This is a genomic window from Pseudomonas sp. LBUM1663 (assembly GCF_059695905.1).
Map to the genome: position 1 here is coordinate 5,228,017 of NZ_CP166792.1, position 18,102 is coordinate 5,246,118.

19 protein-coding genes are annotated in these 18,102 nt (G+C 57.8%); 13 read left to right on the forward strand and 6 right to left on the reverse strand.

What is annotated here, in order from left to right:
• Positions 1-322 precede the first annotated feature (322 nt).
• The 8 genes from metG (at position 323) to ACA075_RS23970 (ending at position 7,134) form a co-directional block, all read left to right on the forward strand.
• Positions 323-2,374: a methionine--tRNA ligase gene (metG, locus tag ACA075_RS23935; protein WP_497295751.1), complete on the forward strand. Its 2,052-nt coding sequence runs from the start codon at positions 323-325 to the stop codon at positions 2,372-2,374.
• Positions 2,375-2,517: 143 nt separating this feature from the next.
• Positions 2,518-3,087 (forward strand): Rnf-Nqr domain containing protein, encoded by a 570-nt coding sequence (locus ACA075_RS23940; protein WP_497295752.1) that lies wholly within the window; start codon positions 2,518-2,520, stop codon positions 3,085-3,087.
• The gene (rsxB, locus tag ACA075_RS23945; RefSeq protein ID WP_497295754.1) at positions 3,084-4,103 is read left to right on the forward strand and encodes an electron transport complex subunit RsxB; all 1,020 of its coding nucleotides are present in this window, start codon (positions 3,084-3,086) and stop codon (positions 4,101-4,103) included. The genes ACA075_RS23940 and rsxB overlap by 4 nt, the downstream gene beginning before the upstream one ends.
• Positions 4,090-5,073, forward strand: a complete 984-nt coding sequence (locus ACA075_RS23950) for an RnfABCDGE type electron transport complex subunit D (protein ID WP_497295756.1) — start codon at positions 4,090-4,092, stop codon at positions 5,071-5,073. The genes rsxB and ACA075_RS23950 overlap by 14 nt, the downstream gene beginning before the upstream one ends.
• Positions 5,070-5,681 (forward strand): RnfABCDGE type electron transport complex subunit G, encoded by a 612-nt coding sequence (locus ACA075_RS23955; protein ID WP_497295758.1) that lies wholly within the window; start codon positions 5,070-5,072, stop codon positions 5,679-5,681. Before ACA075_RS23950 ends, ACA075_RS23955 begins: the two co-directional genes overlap by 4 nt.
• Entirely contained in the window at positions 5,674-6,183 is a 510-nt protein-coding gene (locus ACA075_RS23960) for an Rnf-Nqr domain containing protein (protein WP_497295760.1), read from the forward strand. The genes ACA075_RS23955 and ACA075_RS23960 overlap by 8 nt, the downstream gene beginning before the upstream one ends.
• A gap of 25 nt (positions 6,184-6,208) precedes the next feature.
• A complete protein-coding gene (gene nth, locus ACA075_RS23965; protein WP_083375850.1) occupies positions 6,209-6,847 on the forward strand; it encodes an endonuclease III in 639 nt (212 codons plus the stop codon).
• Between the two features lie 107 nt (positions 6,848-6,954).
• A complete protein-coding gene (locus ACA075_RS23970; RefSeq protein ID WP_497295762.1) occupies positions 6,955-7,134 on the forward strand; it encodes a PA3496 family putative envelope integrity protein in 180 nt (59 codons plus the stop codon).
• A 91-nt stretch (positions 7,135-7,225) separates the two neighbouring features.
• Here ACA075_RS23970 and ACA075_RS23975 read toward each other — a convergent pair whose 3' ends face one another.
• Entirely contained in the window at positions 7,226-7,852 is a 627-nt protein-coding gene (locus tag ACA075_RS23975; protein WP_094470908.1) for a response regulator transcription factor, read from the reverse strand.
• 586 nt (positions 7,853-8,438) lie between these two features.
• Here ACA075_RS23975 and ACA075_RS23980 point away from each other — a divergent pair.
• On the forward strand, positions 8,439-9,005 hold the full coding sequence (locus tag ACA075_RS23980; protein ID WP_497295764.1) for a hypothetical protein: 567 nt from the start codon (positions 8,439-8,441) through the stop codon (positions 9,003-9,005).
• Positions 9,006-9,188: 183 nt separating this feature from the next.
• On the opposite strand, the gene ACA075_RS23985 is transcribed toward ACA075_RS23980, so the two are convergent.
• Positions 9,189-10,406, reverse strand: a complete 1,218-nt coding sequence (locus ACA075_RS23985; RefSeq protein ID WP_007898502.1) for an argininosuccinate synthase — start codon at positions 10,404-10,406, stop codon at positions 9,189-9,191.
• A gap of 129 nt (positions 10,407-10,535) precedes the next feature.
• Positions 10,536-11,441: a flagellar protein MotY gene (locus tag ACA075_RS23990; protein ID WP_219094597.1), complete on the reverse strand. Its 906-nt coding sequence runs from the start codon at positions 11,439-11,441 to the stop codon at positions 10,536-10,538.
• Positions 11,442-11,598: 157 nt separating this feature from the next.
• On the opposite strand from ACA075_RS23990, the gene pyrC reads away from it, so the two are divergent.
• The gene (gene pyrC / locus ACA075_RS23995; RefSeq protein ID WP_219094596.1) at positions 11,599-12,645 is read left to right on the forward strand and encodes a dihydroorotase; all 1,047 of its coding nucleotides are present in this window, start codon (positions 11,599-11,601) and stop codon (positions 12,643-12,645) included.
• Positions 12,642-13,319, forward strand: a complete 678-nt coding sequence (gene rnt / locus ACA075_RS24000) for a ribonuclease T (RefSeq protein ID WP_008155580.1) — start codon at positions 12,642-12,644, stop codon at positions 13,317-13,319. The genes pyrC and rnt overlap by 4 nt, the downstream gene beginning before the upstream one ends.
• A 217-nt stretch (positions 13,320-13,536) precedes the next feature.
• Here rnt and ACA075_RS24005 read toward each other — a convergent pair whose 3' ends face one another.
• Positions 13,537-14,139 carry a peroxiredoxin gene (locus ACA075_RS24005; protein ID WP_497295767.1) on the reverse strand — a complete coding sequence of 201 codons (603 nt, stop codon included), beginning with the start codon at positions 14,137-14,139 and terminating at the stop codon, positions 13,537-13,539.
• A 314-nt stretch (positions 14,140-14,453) separates the two neighbouring features.
• On the opposite strand from ACA075_RS24005, the gene ACA075_RS24010 reads away from it, so the two are divergent.
• Positions 14,454-14,672 carry a bacterioferritin-associated ferredoxin gene (locus ACA075_RS24010; RefSeq protein WP_007943567.1) on the forward strand — a complete coding sequence of 73 codons (219 nt, stop codon included), beginning with the start codon at positions 14,454-14,456 and terminating at the stop codon, positions 14,670-14,672.
• Between the two features lie 199 nt (positions 14,673-14,871).
• Entirely contained in the window at positions 14,872-15,345 is a 474-nt protein-coding gene (bfr, locus tag ACA075_RS24015) for a bacterioferritin (RefSeq protein ID WP_010457685.1), read from the forward strand.
• 82 nt (positions 15,346-15,427) lie between these two features.
• Here bfr and grxD read toward each other — a convergent pair whose 3' ends face one another.
• Positions 15,428-15,769: a Grx4 family monothiol glutaredoxin gene (grxD, locus tag ACA075_RS24020; protein ID WP_219094595.1), complete on the reverse strand. Its 342-nt coding sequence runs from the start codon at positions 15,767-15,769 to the stop codon at positions 15,428-15,430.
• 97 nt (positions 15,770-15,866) lie between these two features.
• Complete coding sequence (locus ACA075_RS24025) at positions 15,867-17,975, reverse strand: molybdopterin oxidoreductase family protein (protein ID WP_497295769.1); 2,109 nt, start codon at positions 17,973-17,975, stop codon at positions 15,867-15,869.
• Positions 17,976-18,102 lie beyond the last annotated feature (127 nt).

Sequence of the window (18,102 nt, forward strand, 5' to 3'; positions counted from 1 at the left end):
GGGCAACTCCGATAGCAAGACTGGAAAATCAGGCGGGTATCCTAACCGTTCTAGGTCATGGACGGCATGCCCACCGATGATTTGTGGCAAACACAATCCTGTGGCGAGGGAGCTTGCCCCCGTTGGGTCGCGTAGCGGCCCCCTGCAATCTGTCAGGCAGACCGAGTAGTCTGGATTCACGACTGCTGCGCAGCCGAACGGGGGCAAGCCCCCTCGCCACAAAAGCGCTTTTGCAACCATAAGCCTTGAGGCCTCGGGGGTGAAAAATATGCGCCGGCGCTTTATAGTGGCCGACCTCCGTTTCATCAAGTAGCCGAGCCCCATGTCCGAGCCACGCAAGATCCTCGTCACCAGCGCCCTGCCCTATGCCAATGGTTCGATCCATCTTGGCCACATGCTGGAATACATCCAGACCGATATGTGGGTGCGCTTCCAGAAGCACCGCGGCAACCAATGCATTTATGTCTGCGCCGACGACGCCCATGGTTCGGCCATCATGCTGCGCGCGGAAAAGGAAGGCATCACCCCGGAGCAACTGATCGCCAACGTCCAGGCTGAACACAGCGCCGACTTTGCCGAGTTCCTGGTGGACTTCGACAACTTCCACTCCACTCACGCCGAAGAAAACCGTGAGCTGTCGAGCCAGATCTACCTGAAGCTGCGCGACGCCGGGCACATCGCCCAGCGCTCGATTACTCAGTACTTCGACCCGGAAAAGAAAATGTTCCTGGCCGACCGCTTCATCAAGGGCACTTGCCCGAAATGCGGCACTGAAGACCAGTACGGCGACAACTGCGAAAAATGCGGTGCAACCTACGCACCCACCGACCTGAAGGATCCGAAGTCGGCGATCTCCGGCGCCACCCCGGTGCTCAAGGATTCCCAGCACTTCTTCTTCAAGCTGCCGGACTTCCAGGAAATGCTTCAAACCTGGACCCGCAGCGGCACCCTGCAAGAAGCCGTGGCGAACAAGATCGCCGAATGGCTGGATGCCGGCCTGCAACAGTGGGACATCTCCCGCGACGCGCCGTACTTCGGCTTCGAAATCCCCGACGAGCCAGGCAAATACTTCTACGTCTGGCTGGACGCGCCGATTGGCTACATGGCCAGCTTTAAGAACCTGTGTGACCGCACGCCTGAACTTGATTTCGACGCGTTCTGGGGCAAGGACTCCACCGCCGAGCTGTACCACTTCATCGGCAAGGACATCGTCAACTTCCACGCCCTGTTCTGGCCAGCGATGCTCGAAGGCGCCGGTTTCCGCAAGCCGACCGGCATTAACGTCCACGGCTACCTGACCGTCAACGGTCAGAAAATGTCCAAATCCCGCGGCACCTTTATCAAGGCCCGGACTTACCTGGACCATTTGTCGCCGGAATACCTGCGTTACTACTACGCGGCCAAGCTGAGCCGGGGCGTCGACGACCTTGACCTGAACCTCGAAGATTTCGTGCAGAAGGTCAACTCCGACCTGGTCGGTAAAGTCGTCAACATCGCCAGCCGTTGCGCCGGTTTTATCCATAAAGGCAACGCCGGTGTACTGGTGGCGGGTAATGCCGCACCGGAACTGACCGACGCGTTCCTGGCCGCAGCGCCAAGCATTGCCGAGGCCTACGAGGCGCGCGACTTCGCCCGTGCAATGCGCGAGATCATGGGGCTTGCCGACCGTGCCAACGCCTGGATCGCCGACAAGGCGCCGTGGTCGCTGAACAAACAGGAAGGCAAGCAGGACGAAGTCCAGGCCATCTGCGCCCTGGGCGTGAACCTGTTCCGCCAACTGGTGATTTTCCTCAAACCGGTGCTGCCGCTGCTGGCCGCCGATGCCGAGGCGTTCCTCAACGTCGCGCCGCTGACCTGGAATGACCACGCGACCTTGCTCAGCAACCATCAGTTGAACGAGTTCAAGCCGTTGATGACCCGTATCGACCCGGTAAAAGTGCAAGCCATGAGCGATGCATCGAAAGAAGACCTGACCGCCAGCGCAACCGACACCGGTAATGCTGCGCCTGCCGGCAACGGCGAACTGGCCAAGGATCCGCTGTCGCCGGAAATCGAGTTCGACGCCTTTGCCGCTGTCGACTTGCGCGTGGCCTTGATCCTCAAGGCCGAGCACGTGGAAGGGGCTGACAAACTGCTGCGCCTGACCCTGGACATCGGTGACGAGCAACGCAACGTGTTCTCCGGGATCAAGAGCGCTTACCCGGATCCGTCCAAGCTCAATGGCCGTCTGACCATGATGATCGCCAACCTCAAGCCACGGAAAATGAAGTTCGGCATCTCCGAAGGCATGGTGATGGCGGCCGGCCCTGGTGGTGAAGAAATCTACCTGCTCAGCCCCGACAGCGGCGCCAAGCCGGGTCAGCGCATCAAGTAAGTTTCTGCGGTAAATCGATCCCACAGTCGTGCCTGGCGCGACTGTGGGATTTTCATATCTGGCCCCACCCTCCGTCCTTGCCGGATAATGCCTAAGCTTTTTAGAACGCTCTGTTAAAAAGCCCTCTTTCTATCGGCACAATCATGACCGAGATGCTTCTTACGCTTATCAGCGCTGCCCTGATCAACAACCTCGTGTTGCACTGGCCGCTGGGCGTCGATCCGCTGATGGGCAGCGAGCGCGATCAGGTTCATGCGTTGGGTATTGCGACGACGTGCCTGATGCTGATGGTCGGCATGCTGGGCTACTCGGCCTATCACTGGCTGCTGGTGCCGCTGGAGCTGACTTCGCTGCGCCTTTTCGTATTCCTGCCATTGAGCGTTCTGCTGATTGGTCCACTGCTGAAACTGCTGTCGCGCTTACTTCCCAAACGTTCATTCGATGGCCTCTGGCCGTTGCTGCTGGGCAACGCGGGTGTGCTGGGGCTGACATTGCTCAATACCACGCACGACCAGGGATTCTTTCACGCCACTGCCCTGTGCCTCGGTGCCGGGCTGGGGTTCTGGCTGGTGCTGAGCCTGTTCAGCGACTTGCGCCAGCGCACTCTCGATAACGATGTTCCCCTGCCCTTTCGTGGCCTGCCGATCGAACTGATCGGCGCCGGACTGATCGCAGTGGTTTTTCTCGGATTCAGCGGGCTGATCAAAACATGAGTCTGATTCAACGCATCGACGCCCTCTTGCCGCAGACCCAATGCGGCAAGTGCGGCCACCCCGGATGCAAGCCTTACGCCGAAGGCATCGCCAGCGGCGAGCCGATCAACAAGTGCCCGCCAGGGGGCAGCGAAACCATCTCGGCGCTGGCCGAGTTGCTGAAAGTGCCGGTGCTGGAACTAGACGTCAGTCGCGGCTCGGCACCGGCGCAGATCGCTTTCATCCGCGAAGCTGAATGCATCGGTTGCACCAAGTGCATCCAGGCTTGCCCGGTGGATGCCATCGTCGGCGCGGCAAAACTGATGCACACGGTGATCGTCGACGAATGCACCGGTTGCGACCTGTGTGTGGCGCCGTGCCCGGTGGATTGCATCGAAATGCGGCCACTGCCCTTGGCCACGGTGCTGCCGATTGTCGGTGGCCTGGCGTTCAGCCTTGAGGAACAAAGGGCGCGTACCGCCAAACGCAATCATGCGCGGCGTCGCTTCGAACAACGCAACGCCCGCTTGCGCCGTGAGGAAGAACAGAAACTCGCCGAACGCCAGGCCCGCGCTCAACGCGCCGTGCCGCACAACGAAGTGCCGACGCTCGACCCGGTTCAGGCTGCGCTTGAGCGGGTGCGTGCGCAGAAAGCGGCAAACGCCGATGCAGCGTTGAAAAAAGCCAAGATCGACCTGGCGATGAGTCGTGCGCAACTGAACAAGTCGCTCAAGGCGTTCGGGCATCCGCCGACCTTCGAGCAGCAGTCGCAACTGATCGTGCTGCAACAGCAATTCGAAGTGGCGGAGCAAGCCTTGGCGAAGCTGGAAAACAGCGCGCCGCCCATTCCGGCACCAGCGGCACCAGCCGCGCCTGCGAAGGACGCCGAGCTGAAACGGGCGAAGATCCAGCTGGCCATGCGCCGCGCCGAACTCAACAAGGCGCGGGCCGGCGAAGCTGCGGCTGAACAGATTGCAGCGCTGGAACGTGCGGTGAAGGAAGCCGAGCGTCAGGTGGATACCTATGTCGCCCCTTGAATCGGTGGACGAACGCCTACAGCAAGCCATGAAGCTGGTGTTGCTGGCCACTGTGCCGGGAATGCTGGCGTTGTTCTGGTTGTACGGCTGGGGCGTATTGATCAACCTGATTCTGGCGGTGATGACTGCATTGGCGGTTGAAGCTGCGGTGTTGCACCTGCGCAAGCGATCGATCAAGCCAACGTTGAGCGACGGCAGCGCCCTGGTCAGCGCGACGTTACTGACGCTGGCCTTGCCACCTTATTGCCCGTGGTGGCTGACGGTCAGTGCGGCGGCATTCGCGCTGCTCGGCAAACACCTTTATGGCGGTGTCGGCAAGAATCCGTTCAACCCGGCGATGCTCGGTTTTGCCCTGGTGCTGGTGGCCTTTCCGCAGCAAATGACCCTATGGCCGTCGGCACACGGCATGAATCTGCTCGGTGGCTTGCAACAGGTTTTCGGTTTGGGCCAGGCGCCAGATGCCTGGGTCCAGGCCACGTCGCTCGACAGCCTGCGGATCAACAAAAGCCTGACCATGGATGAACTCTTCGCGAGCAACGCGGCGTTCGGCCATTTCGGCGGACGCGGTGTGGAATGGGTCAACCTGGCCTTTCTCGCCGGCGGCGCGTTTCTTCTGCAACGGCGGGTGTTCACTTGGCATGCACCGGTCGGCATGCTTGCCAGCCTGTTCGTTATCAGCCTGCTGTGTTGGAACGGATCGGGCTCTGACTCCCATGGCTCGCCGCTGTTTCATCTGCTCACCGGCGCGACCATGCTAGGTGCATTCTTTATTGCCACCGAGCCAGTGTCCGGCGCGAAAAGCCCTGGTGCTCGACTGTTGTTCGGTGCCGGCGTGGGATTACTCACCTACCTGATTCGTACCTGGGGCGGTTACCCGGACGGCTTGGCGTTTGCCGTGTTGCTGATGAACCTTTGTGTCCCGGCGCTGGAGCGGTTAGTCGCGTCCAGGCAGGAGCAGATTGCCCCATGAACCGAGCGACGAGCGTTGTGATTCTGGTGCTGCTGGCCGGCCTGGGGATTGGCGTGACGTACTTCGTGCAACATGCCAGCGAACCGCGCATCAGTGCGCAACAGCGCTTGATCGACAGTCGCACCCTGCTTGACCTGCTACCGCCAGACAGCTACGACAATCAACCGCTGGACCAGCCAGTCGTCCTCGAAAACATTCGACTGCCCAACAGCACGCTGCTGGGCGGCTATCTGGCGACCAAGGCTGGCGAACCTCGCGCGGTGTTACTGCGCAGCCAGACCTTGGGCTACGAGGGCTCCATCGAGCTGCTGATCGCCATCGGCGCCAACGGCAAGCTGCTGGGGGTCAAGACCCTCAAGCAATCGGAAACCCCTGGGCTGGGCGGCAAAATCGCCGACTGGCCCAATGCCTGGCTTCAGGTGTTTACCGGCAAGTCTCGAAACGACCCCGGCGACACCGGCTGGGCCTTGAAAAAAGATCAGGGTCAATTCGATCAGATAGCGGGCGCGACCATTACTTCACGAGCGGTGATCAGCGCCGTTCATGACGCGTTGCGTTTCTTCGACGAACACCCGCAACAGTTGATCGGGAGCAGCGCGCATGAATAAGACATCGACACTGCGAAACGCTCTGATGCTTGCGCCTCTGATCGGCGCTACGGAGGCCTGGCTGACCGCCCTCGGCCTGTGGCTGATGTTCTTCGTGGTGATCAATGCATATGACGTCAGCATGGCCGCCTTGCGATTACGGCTGATCCCGTCCACCCGCTTGCTTGCGAGTATCCTGTTGGCGGCCACCTTGACCAGTTGCGCGGAACTGGCTGCGCAGGTCGGCTCACTTCAATGGCATCAGCACGCGGGGATCTATGCAGGATTGATCGCCTTGCAATGCGTGGTGCTGGAACACAATGGTTTTTTCCAGGAACCGCGGCTTGGTCGCTTGCGCCTCTGCGGCCAGTTTGGCGCGCTGATGGTGGGCCTTGGCCTGGTGCGCGAGCTGATCGGCAACAGCGGCCTGCACTTCGCTACGCTGGTCCCCGGCGGATTCATCCTTCTGGGCCTGCTGATTGCCGCCTGGCAGGCCTGGCACCGCCCGACTCCCTCACACTGACCGATTTCGAGGAAACGCACTGCCCATGAATGCCGCAAAACGCCTGGAAATTTTCCGCAGGTTTCACGAAGACAACCCGGAACCGAAGACCGAACTGGCCTATTCCTCGCCGTTCGAATTGCTGATTGCCGTCATTCTGTCCGCCCAGTCGACCGATGTCGGCGTGAACAAGGCCACCGCCAGACTCTATCCGGTGGCCAATACGCCAGCGGCGATCTATGCCTTGGGGGTTGAAGGGCTGTCGGAATACATCAAGACCATCGGCCTGTTTAACAGCAAAGCGAAAAACGTCATCGAAACCTGTCGTTTGCTGGTGGAGCGTCATGGCGGCGAGGTTCCGCAGACCCGCGAGGAGTTGGAAGCGCTACCCGGCGTCGGCCGCAAGACCGCCAACGTGGTCCTCAATACCGCTTTTCGCCAACTGACCATGGCCGTGGACACCCATATTTTTCGGGTCAGCAACCGCACGGGCATCGCTCCCGGCAAGAATGTGGTCGAGGTGGAGATGAAGCTGATGAAGTTTGTCCCCAAGCAATACCTGCTCGATTCACACCATTGGCTGATCCTTCATGGACGCTACGTTTGCCTGGCCCGCAAGCCTCGTTGCGGGAGCTGCCGGATCGAAGACCTGTGCGAATACAAGCAAAAGACCTCGGACGATTGAGGCGCTATTAGATTTATTGATCCATCGATTGAAAAAATCTTTTTTACCCGCCGGGAGTTTGTCGATATAAGGAGCGCCAAAGGCAGTCTTAGCCTGGAGTTAACTTTATGAGCACTGGCAAAGAGCAATTGGACGTAGAAGACGACTTCACACCCGTTGAGGCCGATGACACTGAACCGGTGGTTGAAGTGGCAAAGACCAACCTGAGCAAACGCCGCACCATCGACAATCTGCTGGAGGAGCGCCGACTGCAAAAGCAATTGGCCGATTACGATTTTGACCTTTGACACCTGAAAGCCTCCCGAAACGGAGGCTTTTTACTGAGTGCCGCCCCCCGATGAACACCTTTTCATTGCACCTCGTCAATCGCCAGTGCGTTCATACCAGTCCATTGCGCTGAGCGAGTTCGATCAGATCAACCAAAGAGCGAGCATTGAGTTTCAACAACAGGCGTGTCTTGTAAGTACTGACCGTTTTATTGCTGAGGAACATTCCATCGGCAATCTCCTTGTTTGTCTTTCCTCGAGCCAACTGTTGCAACACCATCATTTCGCGCCCGGACAGACGATCCACCATATCGGCTTCACTGGCATTCCCGAGACTGGAACGAACGGTGTGCAGCGCTTGATTCGGAAAGTAGCTGTAACCCGAAAGTACGGCCTTTATCGCACTGAGCAATTCAGTGAGATCCTGTTGTTTGCAGACATACCCGGCGGCCCCCGACTGCATGCAACGCATGGAAAAATGTCCGGGGGCCTGAGACGTCAATATCAGCACTTTAAGAGGTATCGCCGTTGTTGTCAGACGCGCAATGACTTCCAGCCCGTCCAGCTTCGGTATTCCAATATCCAGAATGACAATATCCGGCATAAGTTCGCGGGCAAGTTGTAACGCATCCACACCGTTATCTGTTTCTGCAATGACTTCGTAGCCATGACGCTCCATCAGCATACGTACCGCAAGACGAATGACGGGGTGATCATCCACGATCAGCACTTTATTCATGGGCAAGTCCAATTTCGCTGTTCGAATTTTTAGAGCCCGCACAATAGCCTAGTCGTTTCATCCATGGCATGCCGGCCCCCTCGGCCACCCGCAGCGAGAGACATTCCCTACAAACAAGCAGGACATGTCTTACAAAAATCACACGAGTACTGTGTGTCTTAAATTTTACCGACCCGTCGGCACGGTGCTTTTAAAACTGTTTTCGTATCGATTTACATCAGGAAATCAAAGAAACCAGAGGCTGGCCGAAGCATCCGACAAACGCTGACGATTGAGCTACGCTTAAAAAGTAACCGATATTGTCAGGCGAACATTCACACCCGGTCGATAAAATCCAGACTTCCCAACTAAAACCATTACACCAGGCAACACTTCAGAAACAGCAATCAACCCTGCACTTATTAAAACAAGAACAACAAAAATACCCGAGACGCAAACAATACAGCTACTATGACACCCATTAACAAACCCACTAAAAGGACACCACCAAAACAGTAGACTTGCCTCCCAAACACAGCGACTTACCAAAAACCGAAACCTCTCCATAAATTGATCGAGAACAGACAATCTTTCATGAGCAAACAACATGAACAAACTCAAAACAAGAATTTCCAACCCCATGACAATCATTGCGATATTCGCAACACTGTCTGAAACTTCAGCTGCTATTTCTCTTCCCTTTCTCGACAATAAGGAACGAGAGATCTATATCTGGTTTCTTATCAGCTTTCCTTTTTACTTGCTCTTTCTATTCTTCGTCACACTCAACTTCAACTATCGATCGCTTTACGCGCCCTCTGATTTTGAGAAAGGTAAGCACTTCATCAAGGCCATGGCCGATGCCGATTACTCGCAAGTCAATACACCCGAGCATTTGGACCACCCCTTACGCGCAACGGTGTTGCTAAAGGATCTGCACATTGTCGATGCGCGATGGATGAGCAACAAAATGGATGTCAATACCTTGATGGAAAAGGTCCAGCAACCACAGGAAAACCCTGCGCGCGTGATCGTGTTTCTAACGTGTACTGATTCAGAGGCGTTGCTGAAGGAAGGCGCACACAAGCATTCGAAACAAACAAAGAAACGCAACAGCACTGCGTTCTGGGTTGCCTACAATTTGAGCTCACATGGCATGACGACGATGGCTTGAGCGCCAATAGCCGAAGACAGCTCTCGAAGGGCAATCGGAGAGCAAAGCAGACGAAAGCTTATTTGTAACAACAACAAGAAAGTTGAAACATGATACCTGGCAGGAAAAATCCCTCTTTCAGAATTGTGGCCTTGTCACCGACAAGGCCACATTTCCATTACTTTCGTTGCCGCTTCAAAGGTCTCAGAACAGCTTCCGGCCTTTGTTCGCAGCAATGCGCATGCGCAAGGCGTTGAGCTTGATAAAGCCCGCCGCATCGGCCTGGTTGTAAGCGCCGCCGTCTTCTTCGAAGGTCGCGATGTTGGCATCGAACAACGATTCGTCAGACTTGCGACCGGTGACGATCACATTGCCCTTGTACAGCTTCAGGCGCACAACGCCATTCACGTGTGCCTGGGACGCATCGATCATCTGTTGCAGCATCAGACGCTCTGGGCTCCACCAGTAACCGGTGTAGATCAGGCTGGCGTATTTAGGCATCAGCTCGTCTTTGAGGTGAGCCACTTCGCGGTCCAGGGTGATCGACTCGATCGCACGGTGAGCGCGCAGCATGATGGTGCCGCCAGGGGTTTCGTAGCAACCACGGGACTTCATGCCCACGTAACGGTTCTCGACGATGTCGAGACGGCCGATACCGTGTTCGCCACCGATACGGTTCAGGGTCGCCAGCACGGTGGCCGGGGTCATTTCGACGCCGTCCAATGCCACGATGTCGCCGTTGCGGTAGGTCAGTTCCAGGTACTGCGCCTTGTCAGGAGCCTTCTCCGGGGAGACGGTCCATTTCCACATGTCTTCTTCGTGCTCAGTCCAGGTGTCTTCCAGCACGCCGCCTTCATAGGAGATGTGCAGCAGGTTGGCATCCATCGAGTACGGGGATTTTTTCTTGCCGTGGCGCTCGATCGGGATGTTGTGCTTTTCAGCATAATCCATCAGCTTTTCACGGGAGAGCAGGTCCCACTCGCGCCAAGGGGCGATCACTTTCACGCCTGGCTTGAGTGCGTAGGCCCCCAGCTCGAAACGAACCTGGTCGTTACCCTTGCCGGTGGCGCCGTGGGAAATGGCGTCAGCGCCGGTTTCGTTGGCGATTTCGATCAGGCGTTTGGCGATCAACGGACGAGCGATGGAAGTACCCAGCAGGTACTCGCCTTCGTAAACGGTGTTGGCGCGGAACATCGGGAAAACGAAATCGCGCACGAATTCTTCGCGCAGATCGTCGATGTAGATCTCTTTCACGCCCATGGCCTGAGCCTTGGCGCGTGCAGGTTCGACCTCTTCGCCCTGACCCAGGTCAGCGGTAAAGGTCACCACTTCACAGTTATAAGTATCCTGCAGCCACTTGAGGATCACCGAAGTGTCCAGGCCGCCGGAATACGCCAGAACGACCTTGTTTACGTCCGCCATGCCATCACTCCACGGGGTTCTACGGAAAGCCGTGAAGTCTACCGGTCATACGGAATAATTTACAGAGGCGCGACAGCTTATGACGACGAAGCGACAGATTCTGTCGAGCGAGCGACGATGACCGGCGAGTCAGGAAGTAGCCGGTGTGCTGCCCGTAGCGACTTGAGGCGCGACTTTCTCGGTCGGCGCTACCCGTTCCAGGCGCACGGCGACCCGGCGATTTTTCGCGCGGTTACTGGCGTTGGTGTTCGGCGCCACAGGGTAGCGCTCACCGTGGAAACGCAGAGTGATCTGCGATTCCTGGATGCCATTGGCTTTGAAATAGTCCATTACCGCCAACGCCCGGCGGCGTGACAGCTCGCGGTTGGTCAGGCGATTGCCGCTGTTGTCGGAGTGCCCGTCGAGTTCGATGTGATTAACCGTCGGATCCGCCTTCATGAACTCCAGCATCACCTGCAACTGCGCCTTGGCTTGCGGATCGAGATCAACGCCTTCACCCGGGAAGCCGATCTCGGACTGTTTGACCTGCTCGAAATTCTTCGGCAGTAGTTTCGCCACGCAGCCCTGATAGTCGTTGAAGGCCTTGCTGAACTTGACCGGCAACAAGCGCACTTCAGAGACGCGGCCATCGCCAGAGGAATGCCGGATGACCGGACTGCGGCCGTCCATCAACCCGCTGATCAGGCGCCCGGCCTGAACTTGCGAACTGTTGAACAACACGTTGCCGCTGCCGATTCTCACCGAACCCAGGTTGATGTCGCCACGTCCCGGTTGCCACGGTGCAGCGGCCGCCAGCAGGGTCGCTGAACCGCCGCCGATCATCGCGTTGTAGGCTTTGAGACGAAACGTCGCCTGCTCGCCGGCGCGGCGCACGAATTCACCCGAACCGAAATCGGTGATCGGTTGGGTCAGGCGGCATTCGAACTTGTCACCTTCGACCGTCCACTCGATGCTCTCCAGACGTGTCTGGAAAGTGAGCGCCATCGCAGGGAGGCTGGCAAACACACTGAGCAAGGCTAAATAACGCTGGCGCACGGGAGGCTCCACTGGCTTCTACAACAAAAAGACCGACACACATATTTCCGGCATACCTGTTGGATATCGGAAGCTTCCTGCAAAACTTGATAGCGAGTGCCTGAGAGAGTCTTTTCCGGTAGCATTCCCCAGAGTTTGACCCGCCTGGAATCCCCTCATGTCCGACCGCCTGACCCTGCTGCGTCCCGACGACTGGCATATTCATCTTCGCGATGGTGCTGTGTTGACCAATACCGTTGCGGATGTCGCGCGCACCTTTGGTCGCGCCATCATCATGCCCAACCTGGTACCTCCGGTGCGTAACGCCGCTGAAGCCGACGGCTATCGCCAGCGGATTCTCGCTGCACGTCCGGCCGGCAGTCGTTTCGAACCGTTGATGGTGCTGTACCTGACCGACCGCACCCAGCCCGACGAAATTCGCGAGGCCAAGGCCAGCGGTTTCGTTTACGCCGCCAAGCTGTACCCGGCCGGCGCGACCACCAACTCGGACTCGGGTGTCACCAGTATCGACAAGATCTTCCCTGCACTTGAGGCCATGGCCGACGTCGGGATGCCCTTGCTGATTCACGGTGAAGTCACCCGCGGCGATGTCGATGTGTTCGACCGCGAAAAAATCTTCATCGATGAGCACATGCGTCGTGTGGTCGAGCGTTTCCCGACGCTCAAAGTGGTGTTCGAACACATCACCACCGCGGACGCCGTACAGTTCGTCAATGAGGCTTCGGCCAACGTTGGCGCAACCATCACCGCGCATCACCTGCTGTACAACCGCAATCACATGCTGGTGGGCGGGATTCGGCCGCACTTCTATTGCCTGCCGATCCTCAAGCGCAACACCCATCAGGAAGCCCTGCTCGACGCCGCCACCAGCGGCAGCGACAAGTTCTTCCTCGGTACCGACTCCGCGCCCCACGCCCAGCACGCCAAAGAAGCGGCCTGCGGCTGTGCCGGTTGCTACACCGCTTATGCGGCGATCGAGATGTATGCCGAAGCCTTTGAACAACGCAACGCGCTGGACAAGCTCGAAGCCTTCGCCAGCCTCAACGGCCCGCGCTTCTATGGCCTGCCGGTAAACACCGATCGCATCACCCTGGTCCGCGATGAGTGGACCGCCCCAACCAGCCTGCCATTTGGCGAGCTGACCGTAATCCCGCTGCGCGCCGGTGAAAAACTGCGCTGGCGCCTGCTGGAGGAACACGCGTGAGTGAAGACCATTTCGACGACGAACAGGACGGTCAAGGCGGCGGAGGTGGTTCGCGCCACCCGATGGCTGAGCGCTTCCGTGGGTACCTGCCAGTTGTTGTCGACGTTGAAACCGGTGGTTTCAACTCTGCCACTGACGCCCTGCTGGAAATCGCCGCGACCACCATCGCCATGGATGAAAAAGGCTTTGTGTACCCCGATCACACCTATTTCTTCCGTGTCGAACCTTTTGAAGGCGCGAACATTGAAGCGGCCGCGCTGGAATTCACCGGGATCAAACTCGATCACCCGCTGCGTATGGCGGTGAGCGAAGAAACGGCGCTGACCGATATTTTCCGTGGCATCCGCAAGGCCCTGAAAGCCAACGGCTGCAAACGGGCGATTCTGGTCGGGCACAACAGCAGCTTCGATCTGGGTTTCCTCAACGCCGCTGTCGCACGCCTGGACATGAAGCGTAACCCGTTTCATCCATTCTCCAGTTTCGATACCGCGACCCTCGCTGGCCTGGCTTACGGTCAAACCGTGCTGGCCAAGGCTTGCCAGGCGGCGGACATCGACTTCGACGGTCGTGAGGCTCACTCGGCGCGCTACGACACCGAGAAGACGGCCGAGCTGTTCTGCGGCATCGTCAATCGTTGGAAACAAATGGGCGGCTGGGAAGACTTCAACGACTGATCCGTCGCTGACGCAAACCTGTGGCGAGGGAGCTTGCTCCCGCTGGACTGCGCAGCAGTCCCATCTTGGGGCCGCTTCGCTGCCCAGCGGGAGCAAGCTCCCTCGCCACAGGTTCAGCGTCGCGCTCCAGTGAGCAGCACTGGTTTCGTCGCTGGATTTATCCCGCCCATAAAAAAACCGGCCTCAACGGCCGGTTTTTTTATGCCTCAAACGTGCCTTACAGGGCAGCAGCGTTCTCGGTCAGGTAAGCCGCGACGCCTTCGGTCGAAGCGGTCATGCCTTTGTCGCCTTTTTTCCAGTTGGCAGGGCAGACTTCGCCGTGCTCTTCGTGGAATTGCAGGGCGTCGACCAGACGGATCAGCTCTTCCATGTTACGGCCCAGCGGCAGGTCGTTGATAATCTGCGAACGGACAACGCCTTTGTCGTCGATCAGGAACGCGCCACGGAAAGCCACGCCGCCTTCGGACTCAACGTCGTAGGCCTTGGCGATTTCGTGCTTCATGTCGGCAGCCATGGTGTAACGGACGTGGCCGATACCGCCATTGTTCACCGGGGTGTTGCGCCATGCGTTGTGGGTGAAGTGCGAATCGATCGATACCGCGACCACTTCAACGTTACGCGCCTTGAAGTCAGCCATGCGGTTGTCCAGAGCGATCAGCTCGGATGGGCAAACGAAAGTGAAGTCCAGTGGGTAGAAGAACACCAGACCGTATTTGCCTTTGATGGCCGAGGACAAGGTGTAGCTGTCTACGATTTCGCCATTGCCGAGGACGGCAGGTACGGTGAAGTCCGGGGCTTGTTTGCCTACGAGTACGCTCATTGAATATCTCCTGGTCTATATATCGTGAAGAACTGGGTTCGCGTCAGCCTGCCACCCTCAGGCGACAGCCCTGTGACACGACCCGCTTCGCAAGGACCGACCATCATACACGGCGTTTTTGAGCTGTCCTTAACGGTTTTTCACCGGCGCACCAAATTGGCCATCGCGGCGGGTAATGGCAGATCGCTAGATGAAAACCGTTCGTCAGTCACAGCGCTTATAACGCGAAGCTTTCAGAAAGCACTTTGACAATCATTCTCGTTAACATTAAGATCCATCGCAACTGAGTCACCACCAGCGACGGTTCTTAGCTTATGTATGTCTGCCTCTGTACTGGCGTCACCGACGGTCAAATTCGCGATGCAATCTATGAAGGTTGCTGCAGCTACAAGGAAGTCCGTCAGGCTACCGGCGTAGCCAGCCAATGTGGTAAATGCGCCTGCCTTGCCAAGGAAGTGGTGCGTGAAACCCTGACCAAATTGCAATCGGCCCAGGCTGCGATTCCGTTCCCGGTAGAATTTACTGCCGCGTAAAAACCCTATTTCAAAGAACCGGACTCAATGTCCGGTTTTTTTATGTCTGAAAATCAACCGCTTACATTGAAGACGCGGAACACAAACATTCTTATTCCGATTAATTTTCATTTAAGTTTCAACAACTTAGGTTTGACACTCTTAGTTGTGCGGCTCAAACTCTGCCTTATTGACAGCTAATACAGGGCAGGACCCCATCATGAAAGGCGACATTACAGTCATCCAGCATCTCAACAAGATCCTTGCCAATGAGCTGGTCGCGATCAATCAGTACTTTCTGCATGCGCGCATGTACGAAGATTGGGGTCTGAACAAGCTCGGCAAGCACGAATACCACGAATCCATCGACGAGATGAAACACGCGGATAAGCTCATCAAGCGCATCCTGTTCCTCGAAGGCCTGCCGAACGTTCAGGACCTGGGCAAGCTGCAGATCGGCGAGCACACCCAGGAAATGCTGGAGTGCGACCTGCGTATCGAAAAAACCGGTCATGCCGACCTCAAGGTTGCCATCGCTCATTGCGAAACCGTGGGTGACTTCGGTAGCCGCGAATTGCTCGAAGATATCCTTGAGTCCGAAGAAGAACACATCGACTGGCTGGAAACTCAATTGGGCCTGATCGATAAAATCGGTCTTGAGAACTATCTGCAATCGCAGATGGGCGAAGAGTAAGTTAGCGCCCGCTAAACTCGAGACAATAAAAAGCCCCGCACTCTTTTATAGAGGCGGGGCTTTTTAATGCCACTGTATCGGGTCAGGCTTCGGTCTTGTTGGCAGCAGCCTTTTCAACAGCAGACTTGATCGTGGCTTGCAGCGAACCATCAGCCGACATTTCAGTCATGATGTCGCTACCGCCGACCAGCTCACCACCGACCCACAGTTGCGGGAAGGTTGGCCAGTTGGCGTATTTTGGCAGGTTGGCGCGGATTTCCGGGTTCTGCAGGATGTCCACGTAAGCAAACTTTTCACCACATGCCATCACGGCCTGCGCGGCTTTCGCGGAGAAGCCACACTGCGGGGCATTCGGCGAACCTTTCATGTAAAGCAGAATGGTGTTGTTAGCAATCTGCTCTTTAATCGTTTCGATGATATCCATGAAGCACCTCGGCTGAACTTTCCGACTCAGAGGTCGGCACGGTGGCGCATTGTAACGGAAACCCGAGCGCCATGCTCGGTCTCCCCGACAGACACAATCAAGCCGCCGCCACCGTCACCGGAACACCGTTCAACGCCGCATTCCCCGACAACTCGTCGAGCTGACATTCATCGGTCAGGTCATTGGCGCTGGAGCCCGGTTGACTGCTCGCGATCGTCATCTGCACGCCAGGGCGTGCATGCCCCCAACCGTGAGGAAGGCTAACCACGCCTTTCATCATATCCAGGCTGGCGACCACTTCCACTTCGATCACGCCGACCCGCGAACTGACCCGCACGCGCTGCCCATCACCGAGTCCACGGCTAGCCAGGTCATCCGGGTGCATCAACAATTGATGGCGCGGCTTGCCCTTCACCAGACGGTGATAGTTGTGCATCCACGAGTTGTTGCTGCGCACATGGCGACGACCAATCATCAGCAATTCGTCGGCAGCCGGTGCTTGCAGTGCGGCGAAGCGGGCAAGGTCGGCGAGAATCGCAGCCGGCGCGGCCTGGACTCGCTGGTTGGCGGTTTTCAGGCGTGGCGCCAGGTTTGATTTGAGCGCGCCCAGATCGACACCGTGCGGGTGATCGAACAGCGTCGCCAACGAAAGCTTGTGCTCCGAGGCATCGCCATACAGCCCCATCCGCAGTCCACGATCGATCATCTGCGCCGGAGCAATGGTCGGTTTCAGCTCTTTGCCGGTCTTCGCCGCAAAAGCCTGGGCCAGGCCGACAAAGATCTCCCAGTCATGCAACGCGCCTTCTGGTTTCGCCAGAATCGCCCGGTTGAAACGGGTGACGTTGCGCACCGCGAACATGTTGAACGTGGTGTCGTAGTGATCGTTTTCCAGTGCCGAAGTCGACGGCAGGATCAGGTCGGCATAGCGCGTGGTTTCATTGATGTACAGGTCGATGCTGACCATGAACTCCAGCCCGTCCAGCGCCTGCTCCAGTTGCCGGCCATTGGGTGTGGACAGCACCGGATTGCCGGCCACGGTGATCAGCGCACGGACCTGCCCTTCCCCGCCCGTCAGCATCTCTTCCGCCAGGGCCGACACCGGCAATTCGCCGCCGTACTCGGGACGCCCGGACACGCGGCTCTGCCACAGATTGAAATGCCCGCCCGACGTCGAGGCCACCAGATCCACCGCAGGTTCGGTGCACAAGGCACCGCCGACGCGGTCGAGGTTGCCGGTGACCAGATTGATCAGTTGCACCAGCCAATGACACAGCGTACCGAAGGCCTGGGTCGAGACGCCCATCCTGCCATAGCAGACCGCTGTCGGCGCCGCCGCGAAATCCCGGGCCAACTGACGAATCTGTTCTGCCGGCACCGCACACAAGGGGCTCATGGTGTCCGCAGTGAATGTGGCGATCGCCTGACGGACTTCATCCAGACCGTCTACCGGCAAATGGCTGTCGCGGGTCAGGCCTTCGGCGAACAAGGTATTGAGCAACCCGAACAACAGCGCCGCATCGCCACCGGGGCGCACGAACAGATGCTGATCGGCCATCGCTGCCGTTTCGCTGCGGCGTGGATCGACCACCACCACTTTGCCGCCCCGGGCCTGAATCGCCTTCAGGCGCTTCTCCACATCCGGCACGGTCATGATGCTGCCGTTGGAGGCCAGGGGATTGCCACCGAGGATCAACATGAAATCGGTGTGGTCAATGTCCGGAATCGGTAACAGCAAGCCGTGGCCGTACATCAAATGGCTGGTCAGGTGATGAGGCAACTGATCGACCGAGGTCGCGGAAAACCGGTTGCGGGTTTTCAGCAGGCCCAGGAAATAATTGCTGTGGGTCATCAAGCCATAGTTGTGCACGCTGGGGTTGCCTTGATAAACCGCCACCGCATTCTGCCCGTGATGCTCCTGAATCGCCGCCAGGCGTTCGGCGACAAGGCTGAAGGCGTCTTCCCACTCGATAGGCTGCCATTCGCTGCCCACTCGCAACATCGGCTGACGCAGACGATCCGGATCGTTCTGGATGTCTTGCAGGGCAACCGCCTTGGGGCAGATGTGCCCACGGCTGAACGTATCCAGCGGGTCGCCCTTGATTGAGGTGATCTGCACGCCATTGCCTTCGACCTCGGAGGTCTCGATGGTCAGGCCGCAGATGGCTTCACACAGGTGGCAGGCACGGTGGTGGAGAGTCTTGGTCATGGCCAGTCTCTTTTGTTCTGGGCGGGTAATATCGGCCGCGGGAACAAAACTATGGCGCGTGACCCGCGACTGCGCCAGCGACGTTCGTCTTGTGAATCGGCGACCATCAGGCCCGCCGATGGCCGCG

Bases quoted from the DNA above. Each gene is read 5' to 3' on its own strand.
- metG (WP_497295751.1), top strand. From the start codon at position 323: ATGTCCGAGCCACGCAAGATCCTCGTCACCAGCGCCCTGCCCTATGCC.
- ACA075_RS23940 (WP_497295752.1), top strand. From the start codon at position 2,518: ATGACCGAGATGCTTCTTACGCTTATCAGCGCTGCCCTGATCAACAAC.
- rsxB (WP_497295754.1), top strand. From the start codon at position 3,084: ATGAGTCTGATTCAACGCATCGACGCCCTCTTGCCGCAGACCCAATGC.
- ACA075_RS23950 (WP_497295756.1), top strand. From the start codon at position 4,090: ATGTCGCCCCTTGAATCGGTGGACGAACGCCTACAGCAAGCCATGAAG.
- ACA075_RS23955 (WP_497295758.1), top strand. From the start codon at position 5,070: ATGAACCGAGCGACGAGCGTTGTGATTCTGGTGCTGCTGGCCGGCCTG.
- ACA075_RS23960 (WP_497295760.1), top strand. From the start codon at position 5,674: ATGAATAAGACATCGACACTGCGAAACGCTCTGATGCTTGCGCCTCTG.
- nth (WP_083375850.1), top strand. From the start codon at position 6,209: ATGAATGCCGCAAAACGCCTGGAAATTTTCCGCAGGTTTCACGAAGAC.
- ACA075_RS23970 (WP_497295762.1), top strand. From the start codon at position 6,955: ATGAGCACTGGCAAAGAGCAATTGGACGTAGAAGACGACTTCACACCC.
- ACA075_RS23975 (WP_094470908.1), bottom strand. From the start codon at position 7,852: ATGAATAAAGTGCTGATCGTGGATGATCACCCCGTCATTCGTCTTGCG.
- ACA075_RS23980 (WP_497295764.1), top strand. From the start codon at position 8,439: ATGAACAAACTCAAAACAAGAATTTCCAACCCCATGACAATCATTGCG.
- ACA075_RS23985 (WP_007898502.1), bottom strand. From the start codon at position 10,406: ATGGCGGACGTAAACAAGGTCGTTCTGGCGTATTCCGGCGGCCTGGAC.
- pyrC (WP_219094596.1), top strand. From the start codon at position 11,599: ATGTCCGACCGCCTGACCCTGCTGCGTCCCGACGACTGGCATATTCAT.
- ACA075_RS24005 (WP_497295767.1), bottom strand. From the start codon at position 14,139: ATGAGCGTACTCGTAGGCAAACAAGCCCCGGACTTCACCGTACCTGCC.
- ACA075_RS24010 (WP_007943567.1), top strand. From the start codon at position 14,454: ATGTATGTCTGCCTCTGTACTGGCGTCACCGACGGTCAAATTCGCGAT.
- bfr (WP_010457685.1), top strand. From the start codon at position 14,872: ATGAAAGGCGACATTACAGTCATCCAGCATCTCAACAAGATCCTTGCC.
- grxD (WP_219094595.1), bottom strand. From the start codon at position 15,769: ATGGATATCATCGAAACGATTAAAGAGCAGATTGCTAACAACACCATT.
- ACA075_RS24025 (WP_497295769.1), bottom strand. From the start codon at position 17,975: ATGACCAAGACTCTCCACCACCGTGCCTGCCACCTGTGTGAAGCCATC.